General features: G+C 63.8%; 15 protein-coding genes and 1 pseudogene. 5 read left to right on the forward strand and 11 right to left on the reverse strand.

The features are described from left to right. Positions 1-4: 4 nt before the first annotated feature. The 3 genes and pseudogenes from ACNEOT_RS23095 to ACNEOT_RS23105 all read right to left on the reverse strand — a co-directional run. On the reverse strand, positions 5-1648 hold the full coding sequence (locus ACNEOT_RS23095; protein ID WP_415976962.1) for a DUF222 domain-containing protein: 1644 nt from the start codon (positions 1646-1648) through the stop codon (positions 5-7). A gap of 46 nt (positions 1649-1694) precedes the next feature. After that, a complete protein-coding gene (locus ACNEOT_RS23100; protein WP_415977123.1) occupies positions 1695-1946 on the reverse strand; it encodes a DUF3253 domain-containing protein in 252 nt (83 codons plus the stop codon). Positions 1947-1961: 15 nt separating this feature from the next. Further along, positions 1962-2090 (reverse strand): annotated as a pseudogene (locus ACNEOT_RS23105) (DUF2256 domain-containing protein); the annotation flags it as partial. 63 nt (positions 2091-2153) lie between these two features. Between ACNEOT_RS23105 and ACNEOT_RS23110 the strand changes: the two are divergent. Continuing rightward, the gene (locus tag ACNEOT_RS23110) at positions 2154-2720 is read left to right on the forward strand and encodes a peptide deformylase (protein WP_415976964.1); all 567 of its coding nucleotides are present in this window, start codon (positions 2154-2156) and stop codon (positions 2718-2720) included. Between the two features lie 12 nt (positions 2721-2732). On the opposite strand, the gene ACNEOT_RS23115 is transcribed toward ACNEOT_RS23110, so the two are convergent. Continuing rightward, positions 2733-3173 (reverse strand): hypothetical protein, encoded by a 441-nt coding sequence (locus ACNEOT_RS23115; RefSeq protein WP_415976965.1) that lies wholly within the window; start codon positions 3171-3173, stop codon positions 2733-2735. Beyond that, a complete protein-coding gene (locus ACNEOT_RS23120) occupies positions 3173-3505 on the reverse strand; it encodes a hypothetical protein (RefSeq protein WP_415976967.1) in 333 nt (110 codons plus the stop codon). The genes ACNEOT_RS23115 and ACNEOT_RS23120 overlap by 1 nt, the downstream gene beginning before the upstream one ends. A gap of 108 nt (positions 3506-3613) precedes the next feature. Between ACNEOT_RS23120 and ACNEOT_RS23125 the strand changes: the two genes are divergently transcribed. Both ACNEOT_RS23125 and ACNEOT_RS23130 read left to right on the forward strand, forming a co-directional pair. Continuing rightward, a complete protein-coding gene (locus tag ACNEOT_RS23125) occupies positions 3614-4027 on the forward strand; it encodes a DUF6992 family protein (protein WP_415976968.1) in 414 nt (137 codons plus the stop codon). Between the two features lie 141 nt (positions 4028-4168). Next, the gene (locus ACNEOT_RS23130; protein WP_415976969.1) at positions 4169-5437 is read left to right on the forward strand and encodes a DUF4185 domain-containing protein; all 1269 of its coding nucleotides are present in this window, start codon (positions 4169-4171) and stop codon (positions 5435-5437) included. A gap of 25 nt (positions 5438-5462) precedes the next feature. On the opposite strand, the gene ACNEOT_RS23135 is transcribed toward ACNEOT_RS23130, so the two are convergent. Then, positions 5463-6419, reverse strand: a complete 957-nt coding sequence (locus ACNEOT_RS23135; protein WP_415976971.1) for a hypothetical protein — start codon at positions 6417-6419, stop codon at positions 5463-5465. 70 nt (positions 6420-6489) lie between these two features. Continuing rightward, positions 6490-7107 carry a TetR/AcrR family transcriptional regulator gene (locus ACNEOT_RS23140; RefSeq protein WP_415976972.1) on the reverse strand — a complete coding sequence of 206 codons (618 nt, stop codon included), beginning with the start codon at positions 7105-7107 and terminating at the stop codon, positions 6490-6492. An 85-nt stretch (positions 7108-7192) separates the two neighbouring features. Here ACNEOT_RS23140 and ACNEOT_RS23145 point away from each other — a divergent pair, with 85 nt between their 5' ends. After that, on the forward strand, positions 7193-8545 hold the full coding sequence (locus ACNEOT_RS23145) for a cytochrome P450 (protein ID WP_415976974.1): 1353 nt from the start codon (positions 7193-7195) through the stop codon (positions 8543-8545). Positions 8546-8547: 2 nt separating this feature from the next. On the opposite strand, the gene ACNEOT_RS23150 is transcribed toward ACNEOT_RS23145, so the two are convergent. From ACNEOT_RS23150 to ACNEOT_RS23160, 3 genes are all read right to left on the reverse strand, one after another. Further along, on the reverse strand, positions 8548-9411 hold the full coding sequence (locus tag ACNEOT_RS23150) for an alpha/beta fold hydrolase (protein ID WP_415976975.1): 864 nt from the start codon (positions 9409-9411) through the stop codon (positions 8548-8550). A 49-nt stretch (positions 9412-9460) separates the two neighbouring features. Beyond that, positions 9461-9757: an antibiotic biosynthesis monooxygenase family protein gene (locus tag ACNEOT_RS23155; protein ID WP_415976977.1), complete on the reverse strand. Its 297-nt coding sequence runs from the start codon at positions 9755-9757 to the stop codon at positions 9461-9463. Positions 9758-9822: 65 nt separating this feature from the next. Next, the gene (locus ACNEOT_RS23160; RefSeq protein ID WP_415976979.1) at positions 9823-11199 is read right to left on the reverse strand and encodes an NAD-dependent succinate-semialdehyde dehydrogenase; all 1377 of its coding nucleotides are present in this window, start codon (positions 11197-11199) and stop codon (positions 9823-9825) included. 239 nt (positions 11200-11438) lie between these two features. Here ACNEOT_RS23160 and ACNEOT_RS23165 point away from each other — a divergent pair, with 239 nt between their 5' ends. Continuing rightward, positions 11439-13676 carry an NADP-dependent isocitrate dehydrogenase gene (locus ACNEOT_RS23165; RefSeq protein ID WP_415976980.1) on the forward strand — a complete coding sequence of 746 codons (2238 nt, stop codon included), beginning with the start codon at positions 11439-11441 and terminating at the stop codon, positions 13674-13676. A 168-nt stretch (positions 13677-13844) separates the two neighbouring features. On the opposite strand, the gene ACNEOT_RS23170 is transcribed toward ACNEOT_RS23165, so the two are convergent. Next, a complete protein-coding gene (locus tag ACNEOT_RS23170) occupies positions 13845-14732 on the reverse strand; it encodes a LysR substrate-binding domain-containing protein (protein WP_415976981.1) in 888 nt (295 codons plus the stop codon). Positions 14733-14736 lie beyond the last annotated feature (4 nt).

Raw genomic sequence — 14736 nt, forward strand, 5'->3', positions numbered from 1 at the left:
GTCGTCAGGCTGCGCGTTGTTTTCGTCGGTGGTAGCTGGGGATGGGTTGTCTTCTGGGGTCGACGGATTCGGGTGGGATGGCGTAAGGGTGTCCGTCGGTGCCCATGATCAGTTGCCAGTCGCCGTGGTGGACGAGTCGGTGGCATTCGCCGCAGACCAGGGCGAGGTTGTTCAGATCGGTTGTGCCGCCGTGTTCCCAGAATTTCATGTGGTGGGCTTGGCACCACTGTGCGGGGCGGCCGCACATCACGCAGCATGTGTCGCGGATGGTCAGCGCGATGCGTTGGTCGTCGGTGGCGAGTCTGGTGGTGCGACCGAGCGCGAGGGGGACGCCGTGGTGGTCGACGATGACGGGAGTCAGGTCGGCGTCGCAGGTGAGGAGTTCGGCGAGGTTGCGGCTCATCGGTCCGGTCCAGTCGAAGTGGAACGGCCAGTCAGCGTTGCGGCGACCTGCGTCGCTGTCTAAGGCTCTATTGCGGTCGGAATCGCCTGCACCGGTATCGCTTTCGCGGTCACTGTCGCCAGCGGCTCCGGCCCCACTCGTGGGGCTGGAGTGGCCAGCGCCGGTTCGAGTGACACGGTCGGTACCGTCTCGGTGTGTCGCAGAATCGGCTGCAGCGCTGCCAGCGGAGCCGGCCCCGTGCGCGAGCAGATCCCGCAACGGCACGATCAGGTGCACCGACGCCCGCGCACCACCGGCCGTTCCGCGGGTGCTCCCGCGTAGGTGTCGGTCGAGTATCTGGTCGAGTGCGTCGGCGCGGCGCTTCGACGGACTACGAGGGTCGCGTTCCCCGCCCGGACCCGGTTGCGGCGCGGTCAACCTCGACAGGGCAGTGAGCATTTTCTCGGCCAACAACCGGTCGACACTGCCACCGAGCTGAAAGCGCCCGTTCGCAAGACGATGAACATCGAACCGGTTCAGGCCAGGGTTCTCCGACACCGGTACCGGCGGCGGCCCCGGCGGAACAGGCTCGCGCCCAGCGGATTCCGGATCCCCTGCATTCTCGGCACTGCCCGTGGAATCTGAACCATCGGCCTCTGAACCACCGGTACCTCCTGCGCCGCCACTATCACCCGAGTCAGCAGCACCATCGTCGCTATCGGCACCTCCTGACCCCGCGTCGGCCCGGCTCGCCTGTTCGCGGTCGCGTCGTTCCTTCTCCGCCTTCTCGTGTCGAGCTCTGGCGTCGTCAGCGGCAGAATGCGCCAGTGCCTGCGCACGGGAGGCGACCTGCCCGGCGGTGCTCCGCCGGGCGGTGTCGAGGAGTTCGGCGACGACGGCGTCGCGGTGGTCCTCGTCCAGAGTGGGGTCGGCAACCACAACGGTGTCGTAACCGTCGGCGATCGCCGTGGCGTGCGCGGCATGGATCTCACCGGTCGCGAGGGAGTCGAGCACGCTCGGCCGGTCGGTGAGCCAGTACCCCAGCGCCACCTGGCGGGTGGCGGACCCATCGGTGATCCGCACCGACCGCGCGTACCACCGGGTAACGGTGGAATACCCGAGCTTCATCGCCAAACCACGCCGGTCCATCTCCGCCAGCACCGCGTATTTGGCTGCCGCGAGAGCACTTTCGTGTGACGACACGTCAGCGAGCGCGGAGACCAATTCCTGGTCCGCGAACCCCGACACATCCCCCGATGCCTTCACACCACGAAAGCTATACCCACCCACCGACAAGCTCTTTCGTCCCAGTTCAGCGCTTCCAGCGGATGCGGATGGGGCCCTTCGCAGTCGATGGGTCCACGACGGATCCCTTCTGGGTGATCTCCACTTCTCCTGCGTCGACCATGCGGCGGGCGGCGCGGCGAACGGGTTCCATGAGGTCGCGCCACCCGTCGTCGGACAGAGCCCGTGCTACGTCGGAGGGGCAAATCGTGGCGTCGCGGGATCGGGAGTCGAGGAGGGTGCGGATCTTGTCTTCGAGTTCCCTGTCGGTGGTGCTCACCTTGTGCCGCCGGCATGCGTCGCTGCAGTACTTGATCTCATCCCAGTTCTTCTCCCACTTCTTGCGCCATTCGATTCGCCGCCCGCACGATGCGCAGACCTTGTCCGCCGGCTGCGCAGTGGAGGAGCGACGGGAGTGGGCCATATACCGACAGTAACCTTGCGTCCCGGTCCGTTGCCTGCGACGAAGCGAATCTATCCTCAACGCATGGCGATTCGACCCATTCTCATTGCCGGCGACCCGCGCCTGACGACACGGGCCACTCCTGTCAGCGTCTTCGACGGGCAACTGGCCGCGTTCGTGGAGGACCTGTTCGAGACCAACACTGCGGCGCACGGTGCCGGTCTCGCCGCCAACCAGGTTGGCGATCCGCGCTCTGTTTTCGTCTACGACCTGCGTGACGGCGGAGTCCGTCATCGTGGGCATGTGGTCAATCCGGTGCTCGAGACTTCGGCGATCCCGGAGACGATGCCCGACCCGGAAGACGGTGAAGGATGCCTGTCGGTTCCGGGGGAGCGGTACCCGACCGGGCGCGCGGACTGGGCACGGGTCACCGGTGTCGATGTGGAGAACAATCCCGTGTCGGTCGAGGGCGAGGGCTACCTGGCTCGGTGTCTGCAACACGAGACCGATCATCTGGCCGGTCACCTCTACCTCGACCGCCTGATCGGCCGCAATCAGCGCGCCGCGAAGAAGATGATCAAAGCCAGAGGATGGGTCTCACCCGGCAACAGCTGGCTACCCGGAATCGACTCGAATCCGTTCGGCTGGTGATCGAACCGTTGGTCAGCACACCCCGGTGACTGCGCATGCCGTCGAGCGTTCGAGCTTCCACCGGCCATCCGACACCACGAAGCCGACAGAGGACACTTGCCCGAGCGAGGTGCCGCTGGCCTCCACCCGGCCCGGTGCGACGACGTCGATGCGGTCGAACGACACCTCCGACATGATCCCACCGCTGTCGAGTAGAGGTTCGTTCTCCTCGGCCGTGCCTTCGAGTGCGTCGGCGCGGTCGGATCGCTCTGCGGTCGAGTCGAAGACGGTTCGGAAGATGGCGGTCGCTTCTTCCGGAGTCGGGATCGCGGTGGGCGCGACCGAGGGAGGAGCGGGCGGGAACGACGACGGCGCGACGTTCACCGCCGCTTCGATTTTCGGCTCGGGTTCCGTTGTGGCGCAACCTGCAAGAGCAACGAGAGCCAGTCCGCAGAGCGCGCGACCGACAATCATCAGAACGGGTTGTAGATGTAGAGCATGCGGTAGTCCCACTCCGACGATCCGGCTGGGATTCGGATCTCCGTCAGGGCTCGGCCGTTCTGCGAGCACGAACCGCGGCCGTGAAACGACCAGCAGTCGATTTGTCGGCCGGTGCCGAACGGGCTGACGATCAACGACTTGTCGCCTGCGGCACCGTAGGCCGCAGGGTCGAAGGCGCTCACGAAGTTCGCGGTCGAGTCCTTGGGCCCGAACGGGTTGTCATCAGGAGCGGCGGATGCAGTCGGGGCAGTGAGCACTGCACCGCCGATCGCCAGCGCGACTCCGGCGAGGACCTTCTTCAGCATGGTGGCTCCGTTCGTTTCGAGCACGAATACTCAGTGATCATGGAATCGGCCGCAACCGACCGCGCGTTACGAACCGGCTCTACCACCGAACGCGGCACACTGGAACACATGACAGCACTCGAAGCCCCCATCGTCGCCCAACGCCTCGGCCGTCGCCTTGCAGTGTGGGGCGGTGGAAGTGTGCTCGCCGGAACGATATTGGCGTTGCACGGGTCGTCCCCTACCCATCGGGCATTCGGTGTGCAGACGGCGGGTTGGGGTGCGATCGACCTGGCGATCGCCGGAGCTGGGGCGTTGAACTCATCGGTCCCGACGTCCCGGAGTCTGACCAAGCTGCTGTGGATCAACGCGGGCCTCGATGTCCTCTACATCGCAACCGGTGCGCACCTCGCCGTCAGGAAGCCTCGTTTCGGCCGCAGGATTACCGCTGAGCAGGCGGTGGGTTACGGTGCGGCAGTCGTCGTGCAGGGCGCTGCGCTTCTGGTGTTGGATACCTCGCACGCTCGCATGATCGCCCGGTAATGACACGAGTGTCATTACCGCCGTAGGCGTTTTGTCAAGTACCGACACGCCCGATTTGTTGCGCGGTCGGTAGATTTGCGTAACACTCGTCCCATCAGTCACATCAGTATCGTGTGTCACACGGGAACGGTGGGTTCGTCCATGCGCGTACGTAGTCGGCAGATCGCTGTCGGGGCTGTCCTGGCACTGGCAGTGAGCGGACTCAGCGCTCTGACCGCGCCTACCGTCTCGGCCGAACCCTGCGGTGGCCTCGGTGGACCGGGATCGTCGCCGTTGTTCGGGTCGTCGGGCAGTGCTGGCATGTCGGGCAAGAACCCCCAGGGCCCGCAAGGTCCCCTCCCCAGGATCACCGGGAACACTCAGAGCATCGCCTGGGTCACCGGCCCGCAGAGTGTGAACGACACCTACAGCGACCTCGCGATGTCCGGCACCGATCTGGGCATCAGCTGGGACAACGGCGCCGGCCAGATTCTGATGGCGTTCGGCGACACGTTCGGTGACTGCTCTTCCGGTAACGCGCAGTGGCGCAGCAACGCGCTCTTTCGCTCGGACACGGCATCGACGAACTTGGCCCAGGGCATAAAGATCGGTCCTGCCGATCCTGCGAACACAACGTCCGGCGCGGTCGTGCGATCCGGAAGTCCCAGGTACGCAGCCGAAATCATCAACAGTGCAAAGCTTCCGAGCGTCGAGGACACGACGATCCCCACCGCCGCCATCGCCATAGGCGGCACTCAGTACATCAACTACATGTCGGTGCAGAGCTGGGGCACCCCGGGACGTTGGATCACGAACTACTCCGCGACGGCGAAATCGACCGACAACGGCCAGAATTGGACGACGGACCCCAAGACGATTCGCGTCAACAAAGGCGTCACCATCCCGGGCTTCGCGAACGTCCACGAAAGCCAAGGCAAGTTCCAGCAGAGCGCCTATGTGCTGGGTCAGGACGGGAAGTACCTCTACCAGTTCGGCACTCCCAATGGACGATTCGGCGATGCGTTCGTCTCGCGGGTAGCCCCGTCGGCGATCGAGGATCTCACCCAGTACGAGTACTTCACGAAGGACCCGGACCCGGCGAAGCAGTGGTCGAAGAACATCGGCGATACCGCAGCCGTCGTCAAGGGGCCGGTCAGCGAGATGTCGGTTGCGTGGAACGAGTACCTCGGCCGCTACGTCATGATGTACGGCGATGAGAACGCGCGCACGTTGATTGCGCGCACCGCCGACAATCCCGAGGGCCCGTGGAGTGCGCCGAAGACGGTGCTCGACGCGAATCAAACGGCTGGGGGCATCTACGCCCCGTTCATTCATCCGATGTCGAGTGGAAAAGACCTGTACTTCACCGCTTCTCGGTGGTCGGACTACAACGTGCTGCTCCTGAAGACGAATCTCGATGCGCTGAAGTGATATGCCTTCTGCCCCGACCGGGGGCTCAGTCGGTCTCGAACAGCTGCCGGTAGGCCTCGGCGAGCAGGTCGGCCGCGAGGTCCTGGTTGTGTGCTGCTGCGCCCGTTGAGTTTCCGGACCGCATCAGGCGGGCGTTGAGGCCGTAGGCGAGGTCGTCGAACGTATCGTCGTCGATGCCGAGGTCGACGTCCACGTCTTCTTCCAGCAGTGCGCCGAGGTCGATCGACCACGACCACACGCGTTCGTCGCGGTACGGGCCCCGTCCGGCGCTGACGGTCTCGTTGGAAACTTCGAGTTGCTCGTCGGTGCGGTCACGCGGAACGTTGGTATTGATGCGCAGGTCCAGTTCGATGGTGTCGTCTTCGTGGACGATCTCGTCGACGCGCAGGGTCTCGAAACCGCCGCACATCAGCGTCACCAGGCGTCGGGGCCCGGTTTCGGTGAGCTCGTCGGACAGGGCGGTGATCTGCCACAAGTACTTCGCGGTGTTCGCCGGGTCGGGGATCGAGGAGTTGATGTAGTCGGCCACGATGCTGCGGATAGCGGGGTAGGCGATGTGGTCGGACAGTTCCCAGAATTGTCGACGACGATTCCCGACGGCCGCGTCGAGCAGCGTTGTGCGCTTTGCTCTTTCCTTCGGCAGTGCAGATTTGACGCCCGGTGCATCACCGGCCGCAACCGACTCCGACGGCCGTTCACGCAGATGGGTCAGTTGCGCGACGAGGCTTTTCAGCTGTTCCAGCTTGTCGGCCGCTGCGGCCGTGAAGTCGAGTGCCTCGACATCAGTCCACGTTTCGCGGTCGGCGGCGAACTGCGCGGCGACCGAATCGGCGTAACCGACGTAAGCCTCGCCGTCGGCGAAATGCAGAATGTAGAGCCCCGATCGGTAATCCTTGGCCGCGAAGATGGTGGCAACGGATCCGGCGTCGGTGACGGTGAATCGTTCGAAGGCGAATCCGTCGGGTGTGGTAGCTGTCGGCATGGTCGTGAATCTACCGATGTCAGTGAACGGCCAGATCTTCACGGGGCATTTCGGCCGGTAGCGTTCGTGCTCAGCGGTGGGCCGTCGCGATGAAGTGACGGGTTGCGGCGTCGACGATGTCGGCTGGGGCCATGTCGATTTCGTCGGTCAACCATGCGATGACCAGTTCGGCGAGTCCACCGATGAACAGCAGGCCGTTGATTTCGGACTGCGGTTGCGGCCAGGCCTGCTCGCCGTAGAGCTCTCGTGATTGTTCGGCAACCAGATGAGCGAACGCGCGCATGGACTTTCGTCGATAGTCTCGCAATGAGTCGACGGCAAGGGATTCGATCATCGCGACGCGGCCCTTGCGTCGGTCGTCTGTGAGCACGCCGACGAACGCGGAGATGGCGTTGTGCACCTGTTCTTCGACGGTGGGTGCGGGGGCATGCAGTGCGTTCAGTGCGGCGGTTCTGATTTCGTCGGATACCGATTCCACCACGTGCTGTAGCAAATCTTCTCTGCTGGAGAAGCTTTGGTAGAAGTAGCGTTCGGTCAGCTTGGCCTCTGCGCAGATTGCGGTCATGGTCGTGTTCTGGGCACCTGCCGTTGCGAACACTTCGAGCCCGGCTTCGAGCAACCGCGCGCGCCGATCGGCGGTGCGATCGTCTGCGCTCATGCCGTTGTAGCGGCGCGTGGTGGAAGCCATGGGTAGATCTTGACAGAGCCGGTAGGTGTGACGCAGACTACATCTCATCTGACAGGACGCTCTGTCAGATTGACGGAGGTCGACAATGGCACGTGCGCTTGCTGCTCCACCCGCGGACTCGACGCTGAAACCGGTGTTCGGCGACGGCGGTCTGCCCGTCGTGGGCCACACGCTCGAGTACATCCGGGACCCTTTGAAGTTGCTCGGGAGTCGCTGGCAGAAGTACGGCGAGGTGTCGTGGCTGACGATGGCCGGGCAGAAGTGGATCACCGTTCTCGGTCCGGATGCGTGCCAGCAGGTGTTGCAGAACGCAGACAAGGCGTTCGCGAACGGAGACGGTTGGTCTCTGCTGATCGGGCCGTTCTTTCACGGCGGGCTGATGTTGCTCGACTCCGATGAGCATCTGAAGCATCGACGAATCATGCAGCAGGCCTTCACGAGAGACCGGCTCACCAAATCCGTCGACGCGTTGAATCCCGTCACGGCAACAGGTTTGGACGCGTGGCAGGGCGGACGCGATTTCCAGGTGTATCCGGCGCTCAAGGCGTTGACCCTCGAGGTGGCCACGAGCATCTTCATGGGCGGCGCGGAGGGGAGTACCGATGCCGAGATCGCCGAGCTCAACGCCAGTTTCGTAGCGTGCGTGCAGGCCGCGACATCGATCGTGCGCTTCCGAGTCCCGGGAACCCGGTGGAAGCGCGGACTAGACGGTCGCGCCATGCTCGAGGAGTTCTTCCGGCGGTATCTGCCCGCCCGGCGCGCCTCCGAGACCGACGACTTGTTCTCGGTCTTATGCCACATCGAGGATGACGATGGCGAGCGCTTCTCCGACAACGAAGTGGTCGACCATATGATTTTCCTGCTCATGGCCGCGCACGACACGTCGACGATCACGCTGTCGACCATGATGCAGTACCTCGGGCAACACCCGCAGTGGCAGGACAAGTGCCGCGACGAGTCCGGGGCCCTCGGCACCGATGCGCCGACGCTCGCGCAACTGGACGAACTGCACAGTGTCGACCTGGTGATGAAGGAATGCCTCAGGCTGGTGTCACCTACTCCGGTGGTGGCGCGCCGGGCGGTGAAGGACACCGAGGTGCAGGGGAAGTTCGTACCCGCGGGGACGTATGCCTCGGTCGCGCCACACTTCACGCACCACATGGAGCAGTATTGGCCCGACCCCGAGAAGTTCGACCCAGGCCGGTTCGCCGACGATCGCCGCGAGGACAAGGTGCACCGCTACGCGTGGGAGCCGTTCGGCGGCGGGGTGCACAAGTGCATCGGGATGTTCTTCGCAGGTGCGGAGATCAAGACGATCATGCATCATCTGCTGCTGCGGTTCGACTGGTCGGTCGATCCGGATTACGTTGCGCCGCTGAACTTCACGTCGCTGCCGTTCCCTGAGGACGGGCAGCCCGTGCAGCTGAACGAGCGGTAGGTCTACCCGGCGCGGTCGGTGAGCCACCCGATGATGTTCGCGGTGACCTCGTCTCGGTTCGTTTCGTTGAGGATTTCGTGGCGGGCACCGGGGTAGAGGGTGACGGTCACGTCGCTCATGCCCGCCTCGCGGTACCGGGCGGCGAGCGTCTCGATCAACTGGCCGCCGCCGGCGAGCGGATCGTCGGTTCCGGAGGTGATGAGCAGCGGTAGATCGGAACGGATCTGCTCGAGGTTGTGCGGATCGGCCAGCTTCTCGGCCTCGCCGAATAGCGCTGGAACCGTCGACTCGGGAAGATCGAAGCCGCACAGCGGGTCGGCGACGTAGGCGTCGACCTCGGCCTCGTCGCGGGTGAGCCACTCGTACCCGGTGCGGTGCTCGAAGGCGGCATTGAACACGCTGAGGTCACCGGCCGGGGCGTCGGCCATTCCGGCGGCGAGGATGTCCAACGTCGTCGAACCCGACAGCACCACACCCTCGTACAGATCGGATCGCTCGATCAGAACATGCTGCGCGGCAAACGAACCCATCGAGTGAGCGAACAAGAACAGCGGAAGGTCCGGATGCTCGGTCAGCAGCGATTCGCCGAGTTGCTCGATGTCGGCCCACAACCCGGCGAACGCGGCAGCCCCGAAATTGCCGGGGGTGTCGACGATCGACTGGCCGTGGCCGCGATGATCGGACGCGACGACGTGAAATCCGGCGTCGTTCAAGGCCGCTGCGAATCGGGCGTAGCGGCTGCCGTGCTCGGCCAGGCCGTGCGCGATCTGCACGACGCCGCGGGCCGGATCGGCGGACAGGGCCCAGGTGTATGTGCTGATCTCGGTGTCGTCCTGCTTGGATACGAACGACGAAGCATTGGCCACGGTTGACTCCTCGACACGACAGAAGGGGGCGAAAACTCGAACCTATCGGCTACGCCCGTAGTACCGGGTCGAAATGCTCGACGACGGGGAAGGGCTCGTAGAAGTGATGCAGCAGCGTCTTCCACTCCTGGTACACCTCGGACTGCCGAAAGCCCTCGGTGTGGTCTTCGAGGCGTTGCCACTCGACCAGCAGTAGGTAGACATCGGGCTGCTCGATGCCCCTCGACAGTGTCAGACTCACGAACCCCGGCATCGACGCGATGATCGATTTCGCGTCGGCGAACGCGGCCTCGAATTCCTCGGTTCGCGTGGGGACGACGTGCAACAGAGCATGTTCGACGATCATCGGGACAGTATGACCGCGGTATGACGACGCTCCCCGGACAACTGCCCGGGGAGCATCGACAGGGCCTACTTCGCGGAGACTCGCACCAGTTTCTTGTTCACGAACTCGTCCATGCCCCACGGTCCCAGTTCGCGGCCGACGCCGGAGCGCTTGACTCCGCCGAACGGCAGACCGGGGAGCGTGGTGCCGTGCTCGTTGACGAACGCCATGCCGACGTCGAGCTGTTCGGCCACATCGCGGGCCTTGTCCAAGTCGGTGCTCCACACCGAGCCGCTCAGGCCGTATGGGGAGGAGTTCGCCAATTCGATTGCCTGTTGCGGGCTTTCGACCTTGTAGATGACCCCTGCCGGTCCGAACAGTTCTTCGCTGTATGCCCGCATGTCGGGGGTGACGTCGGTCAGCAGCGTCGGCTGCACGTACGCACCCGGTCCGTCGATCTTCTTGCCGCCGGTCAGTAGCGTTGCGCCCTTGGCGACGGCGTCGTCGATCTGCTCGATCAGCGTGTCGGCGGCGGTCTGCGACGACAGCGGCCCGAGTGCGGTGTTCGCGTCCAGCGGGTCGCCGGTCTCGACGGCCTCGAAGGATGCGACGAGCTTGGTGACGAAGTCGTCGTAGATATCTTCGGCGACGAGGATGCGCTTTGCTGCGTTGCAGGCCTGGCCCGCGTTGGACAGCCGTGCCCTGGTCGCCGATTCGACGGTGGCGTCCATGTCATCGGAGTCGAGGAGGATGAACACGTCCGACCCGCCCAGTTCGAGGACGACCTTCTTGAGGTTGCGTCCCGCGGTCTCGGCGACGGAGGTTCCGGCGCGCTCGCTACCGGTGAGCGAGACGCCCTGCACGCGTGGGTCGGCGATCATGTCGGCGATCTGATCGTTGGTAGCGAAGATGTTGATGTATGCGTCCCGAGGAAGTCCGGCCTGATGGAAGATCTCTTCCATCAGCAGCGCCGACTGCGGGCAATTCGGTGCGTGCTTGAGCAGAATAGTGTTGCCCACCATCAGGTTCGGGCCTGCGAACCTGGCCACCTGGTAATAGGGAAAGTTCCACGGCATGACGCCGACGAGCGCGCCGACCGGTTTGCGCTGCAGCACAGTCTCTTCCGCGCCCGGAACGTCGAGCTTCTCGTCCTCGAGCAGCGTAGGGCCGTTGTCGGCGTAGTAGCGGTAGATGTTCGACGACAGTTCCACTTCACCCTGGGATTCGGTCAGTGGCTTGCCCATTTCGAGCGAGATGCTTCGCGCCAGCTCGTCGGAGCGCTCGGTGTAGAGATCGGCGACCTTGTGCAGAATCTCGGCGCGGTGCTTCGGCGAGGTCTTGCGCCACGTCTGGAAACCGGCGTGTGCATCGGCGAGTGAACGCTCGACGCCGGCCGCATCGAGAGTCTGGAATTCCTTGACAGTTGTGCCGTCGGCAGGATTGACAGTCTTGTAGGTCGTCATACCTCGTCCAACGGACGCGACGGGGCCTGTTGTTCCGATTCGGGCAAATCGGATGCTCCGGCGGTGGTCAGGGGCGAATCCAGCAACGTCGCGAAACCCATTGAGCGCCCTACCGGTCGGTAACTTGGAACCCCTGGTGGAGTGATACCCCACTGCCCCGCACATCGGCGGCTTCAAAGATTAAAGTCGACGGTGGACGCATCCAAAAGACGACGTTGAAACTGAGGCAAAGGCGAAACATGACTGCGAAGAAGCCGACCATCATCTATACCCTGACCGACGAGGCGCCCATGCTGGCGACTCACGCGTTTCTGCCGGTCATACGTTCTTTCGCCAGTGCGGCCGAGATCAACGTCGAGTCGAGTGACATCTCCGTTGCCAACCGCATCCTCGCCGAGTTCCCTGACTACCTGAACGAAGACCAGCGAGTGACCGACAACCTCGCCGAGCTGGGCAAGCTGACGCAGCTGCCCGAGACCAACATCATCAAGCTCCCGAACATCAGCGCCTCGGTGCCGCAGTTGCTCGCAGCCGTCAAGGAACTGCAGGACAAGGGCTATGCAATTCCCGACTTCCCCGGCAATCCGAAGACCGACGAAGAGCGCGAGATCCGCGACCGGTACACCAAGTGCCTAGGCAGCGCGGTCAATCCTGTTCTGCGCGAGGGAAATTCGGACCGTCGCGCTCCGAAGGCCGTCAAGGAATACGCCCGCAAGCACCCGCACAGCATGACCGAGTGGTCGATGGCGTCGCGCACCCACGTCGCGCACATGCGTGAGGGCGATTTCTACCACGGTGAGAAGTCGACCGTCGTCGACGGTGACCGTGAGATCAAGATGGAACTGCTGCCCGCCGACGGCGAGCCGATCGTGCTCAAGGAGAAGGTCTCGCTCACCGACGGTGACGTCATCGACTCGATGTTCATGAGCAAGAAGGCGCTGCTGGACTTCTACGAGCACGAGATGCAGGACGCCTACGACACCGGCGTCATGTTCTCCCTGCACGTCAAGGCCACCATGATGCGGGTATCGCACCCCATCGTGTTCGGCCACGCCGTGCGCGTGTTCTACAAGGACGCGTTCGCCAAGCACAACGAGCTCTTCGAGGAGCTGGGCGTCAACGTCAACAACGGCCTGTCGGATCTGTACACCAAGATCGAGACCCTCCCGGCGTCCAAGCGCGACGAGATCATCGAAGACCTGCACAAGTGTCACGAGACCCGTCCCGAGCTCGCGATGGTCGACTCCGCGCGCGGCATCTCCAACTTCCATTCGCCCAGCGACGTCATCGTCGATGCGTCCATGCCCGCGATGATTCGTGCAGGCGGCAAGATGTGGGGAGCGGACGGCCGTCCCAAGGACACCAAGGCCGTCAACCCCGAGTCGACGTTCTCGCGGATTTACCAGGAGATGGTGAACTTCTGCAAGACCAACGGCCAGTTCGATCCGACGACGATGGGCACCGTCCCCAACGTCGGATTGATGGCACAGAAGGCCGAGGAGTACGGCTCGCACGACAAGACATTTGAGGTCCCGAAGGCGGGTACCGCCAACATCACCGACATCGCTACCGGCGAGGTGCTGCTGACGCAGGAAGTCGAAGAGGGCGACATCTGGCGTCTGTGCATCGTCAAGGATGCGCCGATCCAGGACTGGGTGAAGCTCGCGGTGACGCGCGCACGTGAGTCCGGGATGCCCGTCGTCTTCTGGCTCGACCCGTACCGCCCGCACGAGAACGAGCTCATCGGCAAGGTGCGCAAGTACCTGAAGGATCACGACACCGAGGGCCTCGACATCCAGATCATGTCGCAGGTTCGCGCGATCCGGTACACGATGGAGCGTCTGGTCCGCGGACTCGACACCATCTCCGCGACGGGCAACATCCTGCGCGACTACCTCACCGACCTGTTCCCGATCCTCGAACTCGGTACCAGCGCCAAGATGCTCTCCATCGTTCCCCTGATGGCAGGCGGCGGACTGTACGAGACGGGTGCGGGCGGCTCGGCTCCCAAGCACGTCAAGCAGCTCATCGAGGAGAACCACCTGCGCTGGGATTCGCTCGGCGAGTTCCTGGCCCTCGCGGTCAGCCTCGAGGACCTCGGAATCAAGACCGGCGACGTCAAGGCGACCATCCTCGCCAAGGCACTCGACGCTGCGACCGGCAAGTTGCTCGAGAACAGCAAGGGCCCGTCGCGCTCGACCGGTGAACTCGACAACCGCGGCAGCCAGTTCTACCTCGCCCTGTACTGGGCGGAAGAACTGGCCGCACAGACCGAGGACACCGAGCTGGCCAAGCACTTTGCTTCACTGGCAAAGACGTTGTCCGACAACGAAGAGAAAATCGTCGGCGAGCTCAACGAGGTTCAGGGCAACGCAGTCGACATCGGCGGCTACTACTACCCCGACCCCGAAGCAACCGCCGCAGTGATGCGTCCGTCCAAGACGTTCAACGAGGCACTGGAGTCGGCGAAGCAGTAGTTCCTGCCAGCTCACCCCCCATCGAATGAATGGTCCATTCACGCGCTCAGACGTGTGAATGGACCATTCATTCGTTCTGGGTTGCAACAGAATTCGGGTCTACCGTCCACCCCGTTCGGATCAATGCGACATTCACGCGCTCAGACGCACTGAATGGTCCATTCATTCTTACGGGGGCGGCACCAAGATGTCGAGGAAGGCCGAACAACTCGCACTCTGGCGTCGCCCCGGCAATTGCACGACCGAGATGGTGCGATGGATGGTTGGCTCGATCGGCAGATAAACAAGGCTCGCGAACGACATCATCGGCACCACCAATTCTGGGATGACGGTGATGCCCAGTCCCGCAGCAGTCAGTCCCGCTACGGCGGCGACGTTGTGTGCCTGAACCGACGGTCCGACGTCGACTCCCGCGTTCTCCAGAGCCAGTCGTACATGCGACGCGATGCTGGATTCGGGGCCGAAGGCGATGAACGGCTCGTCGGCGAGGTCGGTCCACCTCAGGCTCTTGCGCTGCGCCAGAGCGTGATTCGACGGTAGTGCGCAGACGAACGCGTCGGCGCTGACCGTCGTGCGTATCAAATCGTTCGCTCGCCCCGATGCCGCCACTACTGCGAAATCAACGGAGCCGTCGCGGACGGAGGCCACCACGTCGTCGCGAAGACCGTCCTTGATGTGCACCGAGACGTCGGGATGACTGCTGCGGAACCGCACGATGTACGGCGGGAGGAACGTCGCCGCGATCGACGGCAAGCACGCGATGGTGACGGTTCCGCGGTCGCCCGACACGAAGCGTCCGATCTGCTCCAGGCCGTCGTCGAACTCGAGCAATACCCGACGGGCATAGGCCGTCACTTCGTGTCCATCACCGGTGAGGTCGACGCTGCGGGTGGTGCGCACGAACAGCCGCACGCCCAGACGGCGCTCGGCCTCGGCGACGGTGCGACTCAGGTTCGGCTGAGAGACCTGCAGAGAGTTCGCCGCCGCGGTGAAGCTCGCATGATCGGCGAGTGCGACGACGGCGCGTAGATGGGCAATGCCCAGGTTTATGCCCACAGAG

Source organism: Rhodococcus sp. 077-4 (assembly GCF_047782425.1).
In the GTDB taxonomy this organism is placed as follows: Bacteria; Actinomycetota; Actinomycetes; order Mycobacteriales; family Mycobacteriaceae; genus Rhodococcoides.

Coding starts and splice junctions, on each gene's coding strand:
- ACNEOT_RS23160 (WP_415976979.1), bottom strand. CDS start 11,199: ATGACGACCTACAAGACTGTCAATCCTGCCGACGGCACAACTGTCAAG.
- ACNEOT_RS23120 (WP_415976967.1), bottom strand. CDS start 3,505: ATGCTGAAGAAGGTCCTCGCCGGAGTCGCGCTGGCGATCGGCGGTGCA.
- ACNEOT_RS23135 (WP_415976971.1), bottom strand. CDS start 6,419: ATGCCGACAGCTACCACACCCGACGGATTCGCCTTCGAACGATTCACC.
- ACNEOT_RS23130 (WP_415976969.1), top strand. CDS start 4,169: ATGCGCGTACGTAGTCGGCAGATCGCTGTCGGGGCTGTCCTGGCACTG.
- ACNEOT_RS23145 (WP_415976974.1), top strand. CDS start 7,193: ATGGCACGTGCGCTTGCTGCTCCACCCGCGGACTCGACGCTGAAACCG.
- ACNEOT_RS23125 (WP_415976968.1), top strand. CDS start 3,614: ATGACAGCACTCGAAGCCCCCATCGTCGCCCAACGCCTCGGCCGTCGC.
- ACNEOT_RS23110 (WP_415976964.1), top strand. CDS start 2,154: ATGGCGATTCGACCCATTCTCATTGCCGGCGACCCGCGCCTGACGACA.
- ACNEOT_RS23115 (WP_415976965.1), bottom strand. CDS start 3,173: ATGATTGTCGGTCGCGCGCTCTGCGGACTGGCTCTCGTTGCTCTTGCA.
- ACNEOT_RS23140 (WP_415976972.1), bottom strand. CDS start 7,107: ATGGCTTCCACCACGCGCCGCTACAACGGCATGAGCGCAGACGATCGC.
- ACNEOT_RS23155 (WP_415976977.1), bottom strand. CDS start 9,757: ATGATCGTCGAACATGCTCTGTTGCACGTCGTCCCCACGCGAACCGAG.
- ACNEOT_RS23165 (WP_415976980.1), top strand. CDS start 11,439: ATGACTGCGAAGAAGCCGACCATCATCTATACCCTGACCGACGAGGCG.